The following is a 17,113-nucleotide window of genomic DNA, read 5'->3' as shown; positions in this document are numbered from 1 at the left end:
AATCCTGCGGTCGCCGGCTTCGGCATGCCAACGGAAAGCAGTATGGACAACTCCTCCCCGGTGACGCCTCCGCGGAACCAGCAGCCCGCGCCCGAGAAGCGGATCGACCGCCGGGCCCTGGTGGTCCTCGCGGCCCTTGCGGTCGTCGCGTATGTTCTCGACCAGACGACGAAGCACTGGGTCACCAGCACCATGGTGGAGGGGGAGCGCATCCCGGTGCTTCCGCCGCTCCTGCACTGGTACTACATCCGGAACTCGGGGGCAGCGTTCTCCATCGGAGAGAACGTCACCTGGGTCTTCAGCATCATCATGACCGTGGTCGCGGTAGCGATCATCGTGTTTGCCCGCCGAGTCCGCTCGATCGGTTGGGCGGTGGCCTTGGGCCTTGTCCTCGGAGGGGCGCTGGGCAACCTCACTGACCGGCTCTTCCGCGAGCCGTCCTTCGGGATGGGGCACGTCGTGGACTTCATCCAGCTGCCGAACTTCGCCATCTTCAACGTCGCCGATTCAGCGGTCGTCACCGGTGTGGCCCTCATCTGTCTCCTCACACTCCTCGGGATTGGGGCAGACGGCACCCGTCACGGACGCGGCAGCGCCAAGGGCGCAAGCGGTCCCTCGGACGACGCCGGGGAGACGCCGGGTGCCTGAACGGTACAGTGTGCCGGAGGAGCTTGCGGGCGCGCGCGCGGACGCCGGGCTCTCAGCCTTGCTGGGGGTCTCGCGCTCGGCGGCTGCACAGCTGCTTGCCGGCGGCCATGCCACCGTCGGCGGCCGTCCCTTGGCCAAGTCCGGCCGGCTGACGGCCGGCGAAGTGATCGAAGTCGACGCGCCGGAAGGGCGCGATCCCCTGGAAGTGGTGGTGGAGCACGTGGACGGCCTCGAGATCCTCCTCGACGACGAGGACTTCGTGGTCGTCGACAAGCCGGTGGGCGTCGCCGCACACCCGTCCCCGGGCTGGGTCGGCCCCACGGTGGTGGGTGGCCTCGCGGCCGACGGCTTCCGGATCTCGACCTCGGGCGCTCCGGAGCGCGCCGGGATCGTTCACCGGCTCGACGTGGGGACCTCGGGCGCGATGGTCGTGGCGAAGACCGAGCCCGCTTATACCGCGCTCAAGCGGGCGTTCAAGGAGCGGACGGTGGACAAGGTCTACCACGCCGTCGTGCAGGGGCTTCCGGATCCCCTCGAGGGCACGATCGACGCGCCGATCGGCCGGCACCCCGGCTACGACTGGCGGTTCGCCGTGGTCGAGGACGGCCGCGCCTCCGTGACGCATTACGAGGTCCTCGAGGCGTTCGGCCGCGCGAGCCTCGTCGAGATCCACCTTGAGACCGGACGCACCCATCAGATCCGCGTACACTTCTCCGCGCTCCACCACCCCTGCGCCGGCGACCTCACCTACGGAGCCGACCCACGGCTTGCCGCCGAGCTCGGCCTCACACGCCAGTGGCTGCACGCGTACCGGCTCGGCTTCGCCCACCCTCGCACCGGCGAGTGGATCCAGGTCACGAGTCCTTACCCGGCCGATCTGCAGTACGCGATCGACACGCTGCGGGGCGACCGCCGCTGACCTGTCGGACGTCGAGCCTAGACTGGAGCAGTGAGTTCCACCGGGTCGTTCGTTCATCTCCACAACCACACCGAGTACTCGATGCTCGACGGCGCGGCGCGTCTGGGCGACCTCTTCAGCCACGCGGAAGAGCTCGGCATGAACGCCGTCGCGACGACGGACCACGGGTTCGTCTTCGGTGCCTTCGACTTCTGGAAGAAGGCCACCGACGCGGGCATCAAGCCCATCATCGGCGTCGAGGCGTACCTCACTCCGGGAACCGCTCGGCGGGACAAGACGCGCGTCCGGTGGGGCGACGGCGGGCGCGATGACGTTTCGGGCGCGGGTGCCTACACGCACATGACCATGTGGGCGGAAAACACCCAGGGAATGCACAACCTGTTCCGCATGTCCTCGCTCGCCTCCCTCGAGGGCTACCTCTACAAGCCTCGAATGGACCGGGAGCTCCTCCAGACCTACGGCAAGGGGCTCATCGCCACGACGGGCTGCCCGTCCGGCGAGGTCCAGACCAAACTGCGTCTTGGCCTCTACAAGGAGGCGCGGGAGGCCGCCGCGGAGTTCCGGGACATCTTCGGCCAGGAGAACTTCTTCTGCGAGGTCATGGACCACGGCCTGGACATCGAGCGCGGGGTGCAGGCGGACCTCATCAAGCTCGCGAAGGACCTGGGGCTCCCGCTCGTGGCGACCAACGACCTCCACTACACGCACGCCGAGGATGCCTCGAGCCATGCCGCGCTCCTGTGCGTCCAGTCCGGCTCGACGCTCGCCGACCCAAAGCGCTTCAAGTTCGACGCCGACGAGTTCTACCTCAAGTCGCCGGCAGAGATGCGGGCTATCTTCAGCGACCACCCCGAGGCGTGCGACAACACGCTGCTCATCGCCGAGCGGTGCGACGTCGAGTTCAACACCAAGGCGAGCTACATGCCCCGTTACCCCTGCCCCGATGGGGAGAACGAGGAGACGTGGTTCGTCAAGGAGGTCGAGCGTGGCCTCCATTACCGCTTCCCGGACGGGATCCCGGACGCGGTCCGCAAGCAGGCGGAGTACGAGATCGGGATCATCACCCAGATGGGCTTCCCGGGCTACTTCCTCGTCGTTGCCGACTTCATCAACTGGGCCAAGGACAACGGAATCCGCGTCGGCCCCGGCCGCGGTTCCGGTGCCGGTTCCATGGCTGCGTACGCCATGCGGATCACCGACCTCAACCCGCTCGACCACGGCCTCATCTTCGAGCGCTTCCTCAACCCTGATCGGGTCTCGATGCCGGACTTCGACGTGGACTTCGATGATCGCCGCCGTCCCGAGGTCATCAAGTACGTGACCGAGAAGTACGGCGACGACAGGGTCGCGATGATCGTCACGTATGGAACGATCAAGGCCAAGCAGGCGCTCAAAGACTCCTCCCGCGTGCTCGGGTACCCCTTCTCGGTGGGCGAGCGGCTCACGAAGGCCATGCCGCCCGACGTCATGGGCAAGGGCATGCCGCTCGTCGACATCCACAACCCTGAGGCCAAGCGCTACGGCGAGGCCGAGGAGATGCGCGAGCTCCTGCGGACCGACGCGGACGCACAGCGGGTCTTCGAGACGGCACTCGGGCTAGAGGGCCTCAAGCGCCAGTGGGGTGTCCACGCGGCCGGCGTCATCATGTCGTCGCATCCGCTCATCGACATCATCCCGATCATGCGCCGCGAGCAGGACGGCCAGGTCATCACGCAGTTCGACTATCCGACCTGCGAGGGCCTCGGCCTCATCAAGATGGACTTCCTCGGGCTGAGGAACCTCACGATCATCACCGACGCGCTCGACAACATCAAGCTCAATCGAGGAGAGGACCTCGACCTCGAACGCCTCCCGCTCGACGATGCCGATTCGTACGAGCTCCTGGCCCGCGGCGACACGCTGGGCGTCTTCCAGCTCGATGGCGGTCCCATGCGGTCGCTCCTGAAGCTCATGCGACCGGACAACTTCGAGGACATCTCCGCCGTCCTCGCCCTCTACCGTCCCGGCCCGATGGGCGCGAACGCCCACACGAACTACGCGCTGCGCAAGAACGGACTGCAGGAAATCACGCCGATCCACCCGGAACTGGCGGAGCCCCTCGAAGACATTCTCGGCGGGACCTACGGCCTGATCGTGTACCAGGAGCAGGTGATGGCCATCGCGCAGAAGCTCGCCGGCTACTCGCTCGGCCAAGCCGACATCCTTCGGCGCGCGATGGGCAAGAAGAAGAAGTCCGAGCTGGACAAGCAGTTCGAAGGCTTTTCCTCTGGAATGCGCGAGCGCGGGTACTCAGCCGATGCGGTCAGGACACTCTGGGACATTCTGCTGCCGTTCTCCGACTACGCCTTCAACAAGGCGCACTCGGCGGCCTACGGCGTCGTCTCGTACTGGACCGCCTACCTCAAGGCCCACTATCCCGCCGAATACATGGCGGCGCTCCTGACGTCCGTGGGCGACGACAAGGACAAGTGCGCCATGTACCTCAACGAATGCCGACGGATGGGCATCACCGTCCTGCCGCCGGACGTCAACGAGTCGGCGCTCAACTTCACCCCAGTGGGCAACGACATCCGCTTCGGCATGGGCGCGATCCGCAACGTGGGCGCGAACGTCGTGCACTCGATGGTCGAAGCCCGCGAGGAGAAGGGGGCGTTCACCGGCTTCAGCGACTTCCTCCAGAAGGTCCCGGCGGTCGTCTGCAACAAGCGCACGATCGAATCGCTCATCAAGGCCGGTGCGTTCGACTCGCTCGGCCACCCGCGTCGCTCCCTGGCGATGATCCATGAAGAGGCGGTCGACGCCGTCGTCGTCCTCAAACGCAACGAGGCGGCCAACCAGTTCGACCTCTTCAGCGCGTTCGACGGCGGCGCGGGCGGCGAACTCTCGTCGGGGCTCGCGGTCGAGATTCCCGAGCTGCCCGAATGGGAGAAGAAGGACCGCCTCGCGTTCGAGCGCGACATGCTCGGACTCTATGTCTCGGACCATCCGCTCCAGGGCCTTGAGGGCGTGCTCGAGGGTCACGCGGACCATGCGATCTCCCAGCTCATCTCGGACGAAGGCCCGGCCGACGGCGCGATCGTCACGATTGCCGGCATGATCACGTCGCTCAGCCGCCGCATTGCCAAGGCGAGTGGCAACGCCTATGCGCGGGCCGAGGTCGAGGACCTGGGTGCGTCGATGGAGGTCATGTTCTTCGGCCAGGTCTACGGGCCCATCTCGTCAATCCTCGCCGAGGACCTCATCGTCGTGGTCAAGGGCCGCCTCCAGCGGCGGGACGACGGCGCCGTCATGCTGAGCGCGATGGAGCTCACTGTCCCCGACCTGAGCCAGGCCGACGGCGGCCCCGTCGTGATTTCGATGCCGACCCACAAGGCCACGGAGCGCGTCGTCACCCGGCTCGGCGAAGTGCTCAAGACGCATCCGGGGCACAGCGAGGTCCAGCTCCGGCTCCAAGGGACCCGGAGCATCGAGGTCATGAAACTGGGAGTCCATCTGCGCGTGAATCCGAATCCTGCCCTCTTCGGCGACCTCAAAGTCCTCCTCGGCCCGGCGTGCCTCGATGCTTGAGCCCCGCCTCTGGCCTGGGTGGCCCCTTGTCCTCCGTTGGCTGCTCTCGCCTCTCGTGGCGGGGATCGTGCTCGGCGTCGTCTGGTGGCTCGCGGCGCCGGGAGGCCGGCTGTACGGGGACGGCTCGGACTATCAGCAGTGGCTCCCTCGCGACCTCGTGTTCGCGGGCCTCGCGGCCTTGGCCGGGCTCGTCGTCGTGGTCTTCGTCGTCCGCGCGCACCTTCGCTTCGGTTTCGCTGCCCGCTACCTCGCGGCCCTGGTCGGCTCGGTGATCGGGAGTCTCCTGATGTGGCTCACCGGAACCGGCCTCGGCCAGGTGCTGGGCTCGTCGCGGAAGGATCCGAGCGTGGACGGCTCAGCGTTCGGCCTCGACGCGCTCAGCGCGCTCGCGCTGTGGCCGGCCATTGTCGCCGTCGTCATCCTCGCGCTGGTGACCGTCCTGTGGAGCCCTCCCGCGCGCCGCTGATCGCTTCGACACGTAGACTGGGCGGGTGACATCGCCAGCATCCGCCCTCGACTTCCGCACGATCGACCTCAGGGGCAGGAGCCTCGGTCTCGCCGAACTCAGGGCCCTCGTGCCCCGGCTCGAGGCCGAGCAGGGCGCGGCGGTCGAGGACGCGGTCCGCGGCATCATCGCTGACGTCCGCTCGGGCGGATTTGCGGCGCTGTCGATGTTCGCGGAGAAGTTCGACGGCGTCGCGCAGCGCCACCCGCGTGTTCCCGCCGAGGCAATTGTGCAGGCGCTCGAATCGGTCGATCCGTCCGTGCGCGCCGCTCTCGAGGAGTCGATTCGGCGCGCTCGGCTCTTCGCCGAGGCGCAGCGGCCGGCGGACGTGACCGTTCGGCCCGGCGACGGCGCTACCGTCACCCAGCGCTGGGTGCCCGTGCGTCGGGTCGGGCTGTACGTCCCCGGTGGCCTCGCCGTCTACCCGTCCTCGGTGATCATGAACGTGATTCCGGCGCAGGCCGCGGGCGTCGGGTCCATCGCTCTCGCCTCACCCCCGCAGCGTGACAACGGAGGGCTTCCGCATCCGACCATCCTCGCCGCTGCCGCGCTGCTGGGCATCGATGAGGTCTATGCGATCGGCGGGGCTCAGGCAGTCGTCGCGTTCGCCTACGGGATTCCCTCGGCGGAGGACGCCGAGGGCCTCCTGCCGTCGATCGAGCCAGCTGACGTCGTGACTGGGCCCGGAAACATCTTCGTGGCCACCGCCAAGCGCCTCGTCAAGGGGATCGTGGGCATTGACGCCGAGGCTGGACCGACCGAGATCGCCATCCTCGCCGACTGCACTGCACGGCCGGAGCTGGTTGCCGCCGACCTCATCAGTCAGGCGGAACACGACACGCGCGCGGGCTCGGTCCTCGTCACGGACTCGCCCGCGCTCGTCGAGGCCGTACGCGCGCAGCTCGCCGAACAGGCCGAGGTGACAAAGCACCGCGAGCGGGTCCTGACTGCGCTGTCCGGGCGTCAGTCGGGCGCGGTCCTCGTGGACGACGTCGATGCAGGCATAGCGGTATGCGACGCCTATGCCGCGGAGCACCTCGAGATCATGACGGCCGACGCGGCTGAGGTGGCGACGCGCATCCGGAACGCGGGGGCGATCTTCGTAGGCGACTACAGCCCCGTGAGCCTCGGCGACTACACAGCCGGTTCCAATCACGTGCTTCCCACGAGCGGGACCGCAGCGTTCTCGTCCGGACTGAACGTCGCGACGTTCCTCAAGGCGGTCCAGATCGTCGATTACAGTGAGGCAGCGCTCGACGCCGTGGCCCGCCACATCAGGAGCCTGTCCGACGCCGAGGACCTCCCCGGGCATGGCGACGCCGTCGCCCGTCGGTTTGAGGAGCGCGAGTTCGACCCCCGCCCCTAGTGGGGGCGACCACTACATCTAGTGGTCATCGCCTTGGCGGTGCTCCCGGCCCACCCTAGAATTGAGGGATGTACTGCCCCTTCTGCCGCAACCCGGACTCGCGCGTCGTCGACAGCCGCATCCAGGACGACGGCTCTGCGATCCGTCGGCGACGGCAGTGCCCGAAGTGCGGGCGGCGTTTCACCACGATCGAGACGACGAGCCTGACCGTCGTCAAGCGCTCGGGGGTGGGCGAGCCGTTCAGCCGGTCCAAGGTCATCAACGGCGTCCGGAAGGCCTGTCAGGGCCGCCCCGTGACCGAGGACGATCTCGCGATGCTGGCCCAAGAAGTCGAGGAGACGGTCCGGGGGAGCGGGGCCGCGGAGATCCAAGCCCACGAGGTGGGTCTGGCCATCCTCGGGCCCCTGCGGAAACTGGACCACGTCGCATACCTGCGGTTCGCAAGCGTGTACCAGTCGTTTGACTCGCTCGAGGATTTCGAGGCCGCGATCCAGCTGCTCCGGTCGGAGCAGACCGAAGCGGCGTCGGGCGGCAGCCTCGACGCGGAGTCACCGTAGGCGACGGCTGACAGGGCGAACGCCGGCTGACAGGGCGAACAGGACAGGCCTGACGAGGCAGCTGCCGGAAACGGGCTCCTCCTCGTCAGGCCTGTGCCTGACTACTTCCTGAGCTTGTGGTGGATGGCCACCTGAAGCGCGGCCCCCACGATCCCAGCCTCGTTCTTGAGCTCGGCCGGGATGATCGGGGTGCGGAGCTTGAGCCGTGGGAGGTATTCATCGGCGCGCTTCGAGATGCCGCCACCGACGATGAACAGCTCGGGCGAGAACAGGAACTCGACGTGGGAGAAGTAGCGCTGGAGGCGGACGCTGTAGTCTTCCCAGCCGATGCCGTCCCGTTCCCGTGCAACGGCGGAGGCCTTGCTCTCAGCGTCGAAGCCGTCGATCTCGAGATGCCCGAGCTCGGCGTTGGGAACGAGCTTGCCGTCGAAGACGAAGGCTGAGCCGATCCCCGTTCCGAGCGTGATGACGAGGACCGTGCCGTCAACGCCCTTGCCGGCGCCGTAGCGGACTTCGGCAAGGCCAGCAGCGTCGGCGTCGTTGATCACCTCGACAGGGCGCCCCAGGCGCTCGCTGAAGAACTTGTCGATCTCGAAGTCGATCCACGACTTGTCCACGTTTGCCGCCGAATGGGCTACCCCATGCTGGATGATGCCGGGGAACGTCACACCGATCGGGGTGTCCCTGGCCGGCGCTCCGTCCCGGGCTGAGAGTTCTTCGACGACCCGAGCGACGACCTCGACCACCGGCTCAGGAGCGGCCGGCTGAGGCGTGTCGATGCGCACACGATCGCCGACGAGCTTCCCCTTCTTGAGGTCGACGATTCCGCCCTTGATCCCCGTGCCGCCGATGTCGACGCCGATGAGGTGGGTGGACTTCTTCTTGTCGTCTTTGGACATGCGTTGCGCCTCTCGCAGGTAGGGGAGGTGTTCATAGGGTGGTGTGGGGTCGGGCGGCGGCCAGCCGGACAGCGGGCTAAGGGAGGGTCAGGACCTCGGCTCCCGTCTCGGTGACCACGAGCGTGTGCTCGAATTGAGCGGTCCGCCGCCTGTCGCGTGTGACGATGGTCCAACCGTCGTCCCACATGTCCCACTGAATGCTGCCGAGCGTGAGCATCGGCTCGATCGTGAAGACCATCCCCGGCTCCATCACCCGACTGTAAGCCGGTGCGGCGTCGTAATGCGGGATGATCAGCCCGGAGTGGAAGGCCTCGCCTACTCCGTGCCCGGTGAAGTCGCGCACCACGCCGTAGCCGAACCGCTTGGCGTACGACTCGATCGCGCGTCCGATCACATTGATCTCGCGGCCGGGCGCGACGACTTTGATGGCCCTGCGGAGGGACTCCTGCGTCCGCTCCACGAGCAGCCTCGACTCGTCGTCCACGTCTCCCACGAGGAACGTGTAATTGCTGTCGCCGTGGACACCGTCCTTGAAAGCGGTGATGTCGATATTGATGATGTCGCCGTCGGCGAGGACGGTCGTATCCGGGATGCCGTGGCAGATCACCTCATTGAGCGACGTGCACAGCGACTTCGGGAAGCCTCGATAGCCGAGCGTCGAGGGATAGGCGCCGTGGGACACGAGGAACTCGTGGCCGATCCGGTCGAGCTCGTCTGTCGTCACCCCAGGGCGGATGTGCCGCCCGACTTCGACGATCGCCTGCGCCGCGATCCTCCCGGCTGCCCGGATGCGATCGATCTGTTCCGGCGAATACACGTCGTTGCCCTGGTATTGCTCCGGGCCGTCCTTGCCGACGTACTCGGGCCGGGGGATCGATCCCGGAACGGTGCGCAGTGGCGAGACGGACCCGGGCACAAGTGTGCCCACGGGTGCCGTGGGTGACGGTGAAGGCATAGGCTGAGTGTACTCGTGAGGGAACGGAGGGCGAGCGGCATGACGCAGTATTGGTACAACGTCCGCACCCATCAGGTCGAAGAGGACGCGATGAGTGATTGGACCCAGCTTCTCGGGCCCTATGCGACACGGGAAGAGGCCGAGCACGCGCTCGAGAAGGTCAAGGAGCGGAACCGGTCGTGGGACCCGGACGATGCCAACGGCGACGGCTGGTCGGACCGGGACTGAGGGCCGCGCCGGGGCTAGAAGGCGCCGGGGCTAGAAGCTGTGCTCGGGCCCGGGGAAGGTGCCTGAGCGGACGTCCTCGCCGTAGCGGCGGGCGGCGTCGAGCAGGGTTCCGCGCAGGTCCGCGTACTGCTTGACGAACTTGGCGATCCGCGTGCCCTCGCCGCCTCGTAGGCCCGCCATGTCCTGCCAGACGAGCACCTGGCCGGTGGTCGAGGCGCCCGCGCCGATGCCGATGGTCGGCACGCTGACCGCGGCGTCCACGGCGGCGGCGGTCTCGGCGGGCACCATCTCCATGAGGACGCAGAAGGCCCCGGCCGCCTCGAGGGCCTTGGCGTCCTCGATGAGGCGCGCGGCGTCGTCGCCCCGTCCTTGGACGCGGTAGCCGCCGAGCGCGTGCTCGCTCTGGGGGGTGAAGCCGATGTGGGCCATGACGGGGATGCCGGCCTGGACCATGGCGCGGACGGTGTCCGCGTAGTAGGCCCCGCCCTCCATCTTCACGGCGTGGGCGAGGCCTTCCTTGAGGAAGCGCACGCCCGTTTCGACGCCCTGGGCGGGGGAGGTCTCGTAGCTGCCGAAGGGCAGGTCCGCGACGACGAGCGCCCGGCGGGCGGAACGGGCGACGGCGCGGCACAGGGGGAGGAGGTCATCGACCGTGACGGGCAGGCTCGTCTCGTAGCCGAAGACGTTGTTGGCGGCCGAGTCGCCGATCAGGAGGACCTCGATGCCCGCCTCGTCGAAGATCTGGGCCGCGTACTGGTCGTAGGCGGTGAGCATCGCGAAGCGCTCGCCGCGCTGCTTCGCCGCGGCGAGATGGTGGATGCGCACGCGCGCCCCGGGGCGGCCCGCGGAAAGGGCGCCAGCCGGCCGCGGCCCGGATCCGTAGGGCGCGGGAGACTCGTCAGGAGTGGAGGGGACCATACCACCGAGACTAGTCCAAGCTGAGTAGAGTGGGGGAAGCGCTCAGGCCCGTTACCGTAAGGGAGACTTCCCCCATGAACCGTCAGCAGGAATTCGTGCTCCGGACCATCGAGGAGCGCGACGTCCGCTTCGTTCGTCTGTGGTTCACCGACGTCGTCGGCTCCCTCAAATCAGTCGCCCTGGCGCCCGCCGAGGTGGAGGGCGCCTTCGAGGAGGGGCTCGGGTTCGATGGTTCGTCGATTGAAGGCCTCGCCCGCGTCTCCGAGTCCGACATGCTGCTCCAGCCGGATCCCTCGACCTTCCAGATCCTGCCGTGGCGCGGCGAGACGGAGCCGACGTCGCGGATGTTCTGCGACATTCTGACGCCCGACGGCGAGCCGTCGCCGGCGGATCCCCGAAACGTCCTCAAGCGCACCCTCGCGAAGGCCGCCGAGATGGGCTTCACGTGCTACACGCACCCGGAGATCGAGTTCTACCTCCTCGAGTCCGACCGCCTGGGTCCGGACGGCGCGCCTGTTCCCATCGATCAGGGCGGCTACTTCGATCACGTCCCCGGGGGCGTGGCCCAGGACTTTCGGCGGACGGTCGTCAACATGCTCGAGTCGGTCGGCATCTCCGTCGAGTTCAGCCACCACGAGGGCGGCCCGGGCCAGAACGAGATCGACCTCCGCTACGCGGACGCGCTCCAGACGGCGGACAACATCATGACGTTCCGGACGGTCGTCAAGGAGGTCGCCATCCAGCAGGGCGCCTACGCGACGTTCATGCCGAAGCCGTTCACGGCGTTCCCCGGGAGCGGGATGCACACGCACTTCTCCCTCTTCGAGGGGGATTCGAACGCCTTCCACGAACCCGGCGCGGAGTTCCAGCTCTCCAAGACGGCGCGGCATTTCATCGCTGGCCTGCTCCGTCATGCGAACGAGTTCACGGCCGTGACGAACCAGTTCGTGAATTCCTACAAGCGGCTCTGGGGCGGCGGCGAGGCGCCGAGCTACCTCAGCTGGGGTCACAACAACCGCTCCGCACTCGTCCGCGTCCCGCTCTACAAGCCGGGCAAAGGACAGTCGGCGCGCGTCGAGTACCGGGGGATTGATTCGGCGACCAACCCCTACCTCTCGTACGCGGTCCTCCTCGGTGCCGGGCTCAAGGGCATCGAGGAGGAGTACGAGCTGCCGGCAGCGGCGGAGGACGACATCTCGTCCCTCACGTCGGCCGAGCGGCGCGTGCTCGGCCACTCCCCGCTTCCAGCGAGCCTCTACGATGCAATCGGCACCATGGAGGATTCGGAGCTCATGGCAGAGATCCTCGGCGAGCAGGTGTTCGAGTACTTCCTGCGCAACAAGCGCCAGGAATGGAACGAGTATCGCCTCGAGGTCACTCCCTACGAGCTGCATCGCAACCTCGGCATCCTCTAGTCAGCCATGGCGCCAAGCCTGACTCGACGGCTCATCGCCCTCGGCTCGTCGGACCCGGAACGGGCCGAACGGTTTCTTGGGGCACCCGAGCTCGTTGGGATCGACGAGGAGGTTCTGCTCGAGGGTCTCGGGGCTGCGCCGGATCCGGACGGGGCGCTCGTCGCGCTTGTGCGCCTCCTTGAGAAGGAGCCCCGTCTTCGGGCGACCGTCGACGCTGGCCTGGCACGCTCAGAGCCGCTGTTCCGGCTTCTCGGGGCGTCAGAGGCGCTCGCCGAGTTCCTGATCCGGCACCCCGAACACGTCGATGTGTTCGATGTGGTTCCTTCCGCCGAACCGCAGGGAGCGGACCCCGTGGCGTTGCGGGCCTCGCTCCTTCGCTCGGTCGGCGCGGACCCCGCGTCGGCGCGCCCGGTCTCGAGCAGGACCGGGGCCGACGCATGGGAGGCGCTCCGGATTCGCTATCGCCGCCATCTCTGCGAACTGGCGATCCGGGACCTGGGCGCGGCGTCTCCGACCGATTTCCTCCCCATCGCCGCCGCCGAGCTTGCCGATCTCGCGGCTGGGGCCCTTGAGGCGGGGCTCGCCGTCGCCCGGGCCGAGACCGCGGCGACGTTCGGCACCGAGGCGGTTGGCGCCGTCGCCCTCGCCGTGATCGGGATGGGCAAGTGCGGGGCGCGCGAGCTGAACTACATTTCCGACGTCGATGTCATCTATGTCGTGGACGCCGACGACGACTCGGGACTCGACGCCTCGACGATCCTGGGCATTGGCACCTCGCTCGCGACCGGCCTCTCCCGCGCGGTGTCCGGGACAGCCCGGGAGCCTGGCTTGTGGCAGGTCGACCCGAATCTTCGCCCGGAAGGCAAGGACGGTCCCCTCGTGCGGACGCTCGCGTCACACCTTGCGTACTACGACCGGTGGGCCCAGAGCTGGGAGTTCCAAGCCCTTCTCAAGGCCCGCTGTATCGCGGGCGACGCCGAACTGGGACGCCGGTACGAGCAGGCGGTCGCGCCGCTCGTGTGGGCGTCCGCAGGTCGCGAAGGTTTCGTGGACTCCGTCCAGGCGATGCGTCGGCGCGTTACCGAGCACATCCCGCCCGCTGAGGCGGATCGGCAGATCAAGCTCGGAGCGGGCGGCCTGCGCGACGTCGAATTCACTGTGCAGCTCCTCCAGCTCGTTCACGGGCGTGCGGACGAGACGCTCCGCGTCCGGGACACCACATCCGCGATCGCGGCCCTGGCTGCAGGAGGCTACATCGGGCGCAGCGCGGCCGCCGAATTCGATGCTTCGTACCGCAGGCTCCGTCTCCTCGAGCACCGGATCCAACTCGCCCAGCTGCGCCGGACTCATCTCATGCCCGTGAAGGAGGACGCTCTCCGCGCGCTGGCACGCGCAGTCCAGGGCGTGATGGACACGGGGAAGGCCTCGCCCGAGGCCCTCCTCGACTCATGGCATCGGACCAAACGGAGCGTCAGGGAGCTCCACGAGCGGATCTTCTATCGACCGCTCCTCAACACCGTCGCCAACCTGAGCCCCGAGGAGGCCAAGCTCTCGCCCGAGGCCGCTCAGGGGCGTCTGGCCGCGCTCGGCTATCGGGATCCGCAGGGGGCCATGCGGCACATCGAGGCGCTCACAGCGGGCGTCAGCCGTCGTGCGGCCCTCCAGCGCCAACTCCTGCCGGTCCTGCTCGACTGGCTCGCCGAGGGCGTCGACCCGGACGCTGGCCTGCTCGCGTTCCGCAGGGTCAGCGAAGCGCTGGGCACGACGCACTGGTATCTCGGCATGCTGCGGGACTCGGCCGCGGCAGCCGAGCGTCTGTGCCACGTTCTCGCGAATTCTCGGCTTATCGCGGACCTTCTGGAGGTCTCACCCGAGTCCGTGGCGTGGCTGGGCCATGAAAGGGACCTCGCGCCCGTGCCTCTCGAGGCGCAGTGGCAGGAGATCCAGTCCAAGATCTCCCGCCATGAGGACCCGACCGCGCGCATGAGGCTCGTCCGGCTCATCCGGCGTCGAGAGATCCTGCGTACCGCAATCGCCGACAGCGCGGGCCTGCTCGACCAGGACGCAGTGGGCAACGCCCTCGCCGACGCGGATCAGGCCGCCGTGCTCGGTGCTCTGCGGGTCGCCGAGGATCAGGCGTCAGCCCGCGGGCCGCTCCTGACGCACGTGCTCGTCGTCGCGATGGGTCGGCAGGGCGGCCGCGAGATCGGGTATGGATCGGATGCAGACGTCATGTACGTGCACCGTCCGCTCCCCGGCGCGGATCCCGGGGAGGCACAGCGCCAGGCGAAGGAAATCGTCAGCGCGATGTCAGGCCTTCTGACGCAGCCGATTCGGCCCGCGGTTCTCGCCGAGCGGACACTGCAGCTCGACGCCGACCTTCGGCCCGAGGGCAAGGCGGGGCCGCTCGTGCGCTCCTTGGATTCGTACGCCGAGTACTACCGGCGGTGGGCGCTCGTGTGGGAGTGGCAGGCGCTCCTGCGGGCGCGTCCCATGGCGGGCGACGACGGTCTGGCCGCCGACTTCATGCGGCTCGCCGACAGCGTGCGCTACCCCGAGCAGCTCTCGCCAGCCGACGTCACGGAGATCCGGCGGATCAAGGCCCGAGTCGAGGCGGAGCGGCTTCCGCGCGGAGCCGATCCGGCACGCCATCTCAAGCTCGGCCGCGGCGGCCTCAGCGACGTCGAGTGGCTCGTGCAGTTCATCCAGCTCCAGCACGCGGCCCGGCATCCAGAGCTCCGGACAACGTCGACTCTCGGAGGCCTGTACGCAGCGGCCGAGTTGGGGTTCCTCGAAGAACGGGAGGCGACGCTGCTCGCCGAGACATGGCGACTTGCGAGCCGGATCCGCAGCGCGAACGTGGTCTGGACGGGCCGGCCCTCGGACATGCTGCCGTCGTCCCGACGTGATCTCGAGGCCGTCGCACGGTGGTGCGGGTACGCCCCCGGCCAGGCGAGCGCGCTCGAGCAGCAGTACCTTCAGCTCACGCGCCGCACACGCCATGTATTCGAGGAGAAGTTCTACGCCGTCAGCCGCTGACGGTCGCGGACACGGTCAAGGAGGGCACGGATGGCAGAGCTGGTCAACGTCGCGGCGGCGGCCGAACTGGAGCTCGACCGCGCGAGGGTAAGCCCCCACGGACGCAGCGCGCGGGCGCTTCTGCATGACGGCAGACTCCGGCACACGCTCATCGCCCTGCTCGACGGTCAGGCGCTCGGCGACCATCCGAAACCCGAGGCAGCAACGCTCCATGTCCTGTCCGGATCGGTCCTCGTTCGGGCCGGTGAGGGGGAGACGAGGGTCGAGGAGGGCGGACTCGTCGCACTGCCCGGGCCGCGCCACGACGTGGTTGCGCTGGGCGACGCCGTGCTGATCCTCTCGACGATTGCCGGCTGACCGCCGTCGTCCGCTGTTCCTCACAAGGCCATCACGACGGCCAGCGGAAGGTACCTGACTCGGCGGCGAGTGGGCTTGGCGAGTACAACGCTCGAGCAGCACGTGGTGCCCGCCCTTCGCCTGCGCGGATTCGAGTACCGGGTACGCATGTTCTCGCGGCCTCTGATTGGGACAGTTGACTTGTCACGGGCCCCGCCAACGATGGGATCCGGCGAGGGAAGGGAGAGAGATGAGTGATGAAGCAGCTCCGTCAGTCGATCTCAGCCGACTTGAGAGCCTCGTCGAACGGCTGGAGGACGCCGCGGTCGCCCTCGCAGCGAGCGAGGGAAAGCTGGTGCGGACTCTCGAGGCGATGAGGGAACGCGACCGTGCGGCGGCCTTTGACGCGTGGCGGCGGGGTCAGTAGCCGCGTCCGCCCGGATCGCGGGGCGAATGAGCGAGTGCTCCCTGATTTCTGACAGCCAAAGTCTCGGGTCCTGAGGTACGCTTCGGGCATGAACAAGGGGGAGTTGGCCGCGCCGCTCTACCTCGGCATTCTGGGCAAGCTGAACGCGCTGCGTTCGAGCGATTCGCAGCACGTCGTGGCGACCGCCGAGATGTGGCGTCCAGTCGTGGAAAGACATCAACCTACGTCCGAGCTGACGGGCTTTCCGTGCGCCGCCTGCGGGGAGCCGTGGCCTTGCTCAATGATCGTGGACGTAGCCCGGGCGCTTGGTTAGCCGCGGGCACGAGAATAGGGGAACGACATGGGCCTGATCTACCGCAAACGTTTCACCGTGGGGAAGAACACTGCGGTGAACGTCTCCAAGTCCGGCCTCTCGGTGAGCGAGCGCGTGGGTCCCGTCACCGTCAACAGCAGGGGCAGGGTCACGCTGAGGCTGGCCCCTGGCATCACGTGGCGGCTGGGCGGGAAGCGCCGCTAGGGGTCCCTAGGGGAAAGCGAGCCACATCGCTTTCCCCTAGGTCGCCGAAGGTCCTTGCCGGCGAGCCTCCAGCGCCGCGGTGAGCCGGGTGACCTCTGCCGTGAGCGCTCGTATCTGGTCCTCCAATGGTTCGTCTATCGCCTCCAAGGCCGCCGCCGTGCTCGCGGCGGTCTTGGCCGCTGTTTCGGCAGAGACGCTCTCCACGAGCCACGAGGCGATAGACGCCGTGACCACCCCGAGCACCGCAATCCCAGCCAGCATCAGACCTGCTGCAGCGAATCGGCCGACCGCGGTCACCGGGTAGTGGTCGCCGTACCCGACTGTCGTGATGGTCGAAAGGGCCCACCACAGCGCGTCTCCGATTGACTTGATGTTCGAATTCGGGGCGTTCTGCTCAGCATCGAGCGCTGCGAGGGCTCCGCAATAGACCAGCATCGTGGCCGAGCCCAGGACATAGACGAGGATCTTCCCCCGAAGGGCATTGCCCGCCCTGGAATGGACCACCTTGAGCAAGGTGACCAGCCGAAGGAGCCGGAGCGGCCTCAACGCGGGGAGCGCGAGGATGGCCAGTTCATGGAGGTTGCGGACGAACCAACGGGAGCGGTTTGGCGCAAGCGATAGCCGGACGGCGTAGTCCAGCATGGTTCGAACGCTATAGGTGACTGGCAGTCGCCGACACAAAAAAGTCCGCACGATTCGACGACCAGAAGGTGCGGTCGAATCGTGCGGACTCTGCGCGCTATGCCCGCCTGTGCCCGTTAGGGCTACACGCCGAAGTAGAGCTCGAACTCGTACGGGTTCGGGCGGAGCGAGAGGG

17 protein-coding genes are annotated in these 17,113 nt (G+C 67.8%); 13 read left to right on the top strand and 4 right to left on the bottom strand.

Annotation, left to right across the window (positions count from 1 at the left end; all coding sequences use genetic code 11):
- Positions 1-42 precede the first annotated feature (42 nt).
- The 6 genes from lspA (at position 43) to nrdR (ending at position 7,562) form a co-directional block, all read left to right on the top strand.
- The gene (gene lspA, locus V7053_RS01430) at positions 43-648 is read left to right on the top strand and encodes a signal peptidase II (protein WP_334170479.1); all 606 of its coding nucleotides are present in this window, start codon (positions 43-45) and stop codon (positions 646-648) included.
- Positions 641-1,567 carry an RluA family pseudouridine synthase gene (locus V7053_RS01425; protein ID WP_334170478.1) on the top strand — a complete coding sequence of 309 codons (927 nt, stop codon included), beginning with the start codon at positions 641-643 and terminating at the stop codon, positions 1,565-1,567. Before lspA ends, V7053_RS01425 begins: the two co-directional genes overlap by 8 nt.
- Before the next feature lie 30 nt (positions 1,568-1,597).
- Positions 1,598-5,134 (top strand): DNA polymerase III subunit alpha, encoded by a 3,537-nt coding sequence (gene dnaE / locus V7053_RS01420; protein WP_334170477.1) that lies wholly within the window; start codon positions 1,598-1,600, stop codon positions 5,132-5,134.
- Positions 5,127-5,600 (top strand): hypothetical protein, encoded by a 474-nt coding sequence (locus tag V7053_RS01415; RefSeq protein ID WP_334170476.1) that lies wholly within the window; start codon positions 5,127-5,129, stop codon positions 5,598-5,600. The genes dnaE and V7053_RS01415 overlap by 8 nt, the downstream gene beginning before the upstream one ends.
- A 25-nt stretch (positions 5,601-5,625) precedes the next feature.
- Positions 5,626-7,005 (top strand): histidinol dehydrogenase, encoded by a 1,380-nt coding sequence (hisD, locus tag V7053_RS01410; protein WP_334170475.1) that lies wholly within the window; start codon positions 5,626-5,628, stop codon positions 7,003-7,005.
- Between the two features lie 68 nt (positions 7,006-7,073).
- Positions 7,074-7,562, top strand: a complete 489-nt coding sequence (gene nrdR, locus V7053_RS01405; RefSeq protein ID WP_334170474.1) for a transcriptional regulator NrdR — start codon at positions 7,074-7,076, stop codon at positions 7,560-7,562.
- A 101-nt stretch (positions 7,563-7,663) separates the two neighbouring features.
- Here the strand turns inward: nrdR and ppgK are convergent, their stop codons facing one another.
- Both ppgK and map read right to left on the bottom strand, forming a co-directional pair.
- Entirely contained in the window at positions 7,664-8,461 is a 798-nt protein-coding gene (ppgK, locus tag V7053_RS01400) for a polyphosphate--glucose phosphotransferase (protein ID WP_334170473.1), read from the bottom strand.
- Between the two features lie 76 nt (positions 8,462-8,537).
- Complete coding sequence (map, locus tag V7053_RS01395) at positions 8,538-9,416, bottom strand: type I methionyl aminopeptidase (protein WP_334170472.1); 879 nt, start codon at positions 9,414-9,416, stop codon at positions 8,538-8,540.
- A 39-nt stretch (positions 9,417-9,455) separates the two neighbouring features.
- Here map and V7053_RS01390 point away from each other — a divergent pair, with 39 nt between their 5' ends.
- Complete coding sequence (locus V7053_RS01390) at positions 9,456-9,644, top strand: SPOR domain-containing protein (RefSeq protein WP_334170471.1); 189 nt, start codon at positions 9,456-9,458, stop codon at positions 9,642-9,644.
- Positions 9,645-9,674: 30 nt separating this feature from the next.
- Here V7053_RS01390 and panB read toward each other — a convergent pair whose 3' ends face one another.
- Positions 9,675-10,562 carry a 3-methyl-2-oxobutanoate hydroxymethyltransferase gene (gene panB, locus V7053_RS01385; RefSeq protein WP_334170470.1) on the bottom strand — a complete coding sequence of 296 codons (888 nt, stop codon included), beginning with the start codon at positions 10,560-10,562 and terminating at the stop codon, positions 9,675-9,677.
- A 74-nt stretch (positions 10,563-10,636) separates the two neighbouring features.
- Here panB and V7053_RS01380 point away from each other — a divergent pair, with 74 nt between their 5' ends.
- The 6 genes from V7053_RS01380 (at position 10,637) to V7053_RS01355 (ending at position 16,296) form a co-directional block, all read left to right on the top strand.
- Positions 10,637-11,977 carry a glutamine synthetase family protein gene (locus V7053_RS01380; RefSeq protein WP_334170469.1) on the top strand — a complete coding sequence of 447 codons (1,341 nt, stop codon included), beginning with the start codon at positions 10,637-10,639 and terminating at the stop codon, positions 11,975-11,977.
- 6 nt (positions 11,978-11,983) lie between these two features.
- Positions 11,984-15,016 carry a bifunctional [glutamine synthetase] adenylyltransferase/[glutamine synthetase]-adenylyl-L-tyrosine phosphorylase gene (locus V7053_RS01375; RefSeq protein ID WP_334170468.1) on the top strand — a complete coding sequence of 1,011 codons (3,033 nt, stop codon included), beginning with the start codon at positions 11,984-11,986 and terminating at the stop codon, positions 15,014-15,016.
- Between the two features lie 30 nt (positions 15,017-15,046).
- The gene (locus V7053_RS01370; RefSeq protein ID WP_334170467.1) at positions 15,047-15,373 is read left to right on the top strand and encodes a cupin; all 327 of its coding nucleotides are present in this window, start codon (positions 15,047-15,049) and stop codon (positions 15,371-15,373) included.
- 229 nt (positions 15,374-15,602) lie between these two features.
- On the top strand, positions 15,603-15,779 hold the full coding sequence (locus V7053_RS01365) for a hypothetical protein (RefSeq protein ID WP_334170466.1): 177 nt from the start codon (positions 15,603-15,605) through the stop codon (positions 15,777-15,779).
- Between the two features lie 88 nt (positions 15,780-15,867).
- On the top strand, positions 15,868-16,092 hold the full coding sequence (locus V7053_RS01360) for a hypothetical protein (RefSeq protein WP_334170465.1): 225 nt from the start codon (positions 15,868-15,870) through the stop codon (positions 16,090-16,092).
- 27 nt (positions 16,093-16,119) lie between these two features.
- A complete protein-coding gene (locus V7053_RS01355; protein WP_334170464.1) occupies positions 16,120-16,296 on the top strand; it encodes a DUF4236 domain-containing protein in 177 nt (58 codons plus the stop codon).
- 36 nt (positions 16,297-16,332) lie between these two features.
- On the opposite strand, the gene V7053_RS01350 is transcribed toward V7053_RS01355, so the two are convergent.
- Entirely contained in the window at positions 16,333-16,938 is a 606-nt protein-coding gene (locus V7053_RS01350; RefSeq protein ID WP_334170463.1) for a potassium channel family protein, read from the bottom strand.
- Positions 16,939-17,113: the final 175 nt, after the last annotated feature.

The organism is Sinomonas sp., from assembly GCF_036848755.1.
Lineage (GTDB): Bacteria > Actinomycetota > Actinomycetes > Actinomycetales > Micrococcaceae > Sinomonas.
The sequence above is the reverse complement of the archived record's forward strand: the minus strand, read 5'-3'. Positions and strand labels throughout refer to the sequence as shown.

Coding starts and splice junctions, on each gene's coding strand:
- panB (WP_334170470.1), bottom strand. CDS start 10,562: ATGGTCCCCTCCACTCCTGACGAGTCTCCCGCGCCCTACGGATCCGGG.
- V7053_RS01365 (WP_334170466.1), top strand. CDS start 15,603: ATGAGTGATGAAGCAGCTCCGTCAGTCGATCTCAGCCGACTTGAGAGC.
- V7053_RS01355 (WP_334170464.1), top strand. CDS start 16,120: ATGGGCCTGATCTACCGCAAACGTTTCACCGTGGGGAAGAACACTGCG.
- nrdR (WP_334170474.1), top strand. CDS start 7,074: ATGTACTGCCCCTTCTGCCGCAACCCGGACTCGCGCGTCGTCGACAGC.
- V7053_RS01360 (WP_334170465.1), top strand. CDS start 15,868: ATGAACAAGGGGGAGTTGGCCGCGCCGCTCTACCTCGGCATTCTGGGC.
- lspA (WP_334170479.1), top strand. CDS start 43: ATGGACAACTCCTCCCCGGTGACGCCTCCGCGGAACCAGCAGCCCGCG.
- V7053_RS01390 (WP_334170471.1), top strand. CDS start 9,456: ATGACGCAGTATTGGTACAACGTCCGCACCCATCAGGTCGAAGAGGAC.
- V7053_RS01350 (WP_334170463.1), bottom strand. CDS start 16,938: ATGCTGGACTACGCCGTCCGGCTATCGCTTGCGCCAAACCGCTCCCGT.
- V7053_RS01375 (WP_334170468.1), top strand. CDS start 11,984: ATGGCGCCAAGCCTGACTCGACGGCTCATCGCCCTCGGCTCGTCGGAC.
- V7053_RS01415 (WP_334170476.1), top strand. CDS start 5,127: ATGCTTGAGCCCCGCCTCTGGCCTGGGTGGCCCCTTGTCCTCCGTTGG.
- map (WP_334170472.1), bottom strand. CDS start 9,416: ATGCCTTCACCGTCACCCACGGCACCCGTGGGCACACTTGTGCCCGGG.
- V7053_RS01380 (WP_334170469.1), top strand. CDS start 10,637: ATGAACCGTCAGCAGGAATTCGTGCTCCGGACCATCGAGGAGCGCGAC.
- V7053_RS01370 (WP_334170467.1), top strand. CDS start 15,047: ATGGCAGAGCTGGTCAACGTCGCGGCGGCGGCCGAACTGGAGCTCGAC.
- ppgK (WP_334170473.1), bottom strand. CDS start 8,461: ATGTCCAAAGACGACAAGAAGAAGTCCACCCACCTCATCGGCGTCGAC.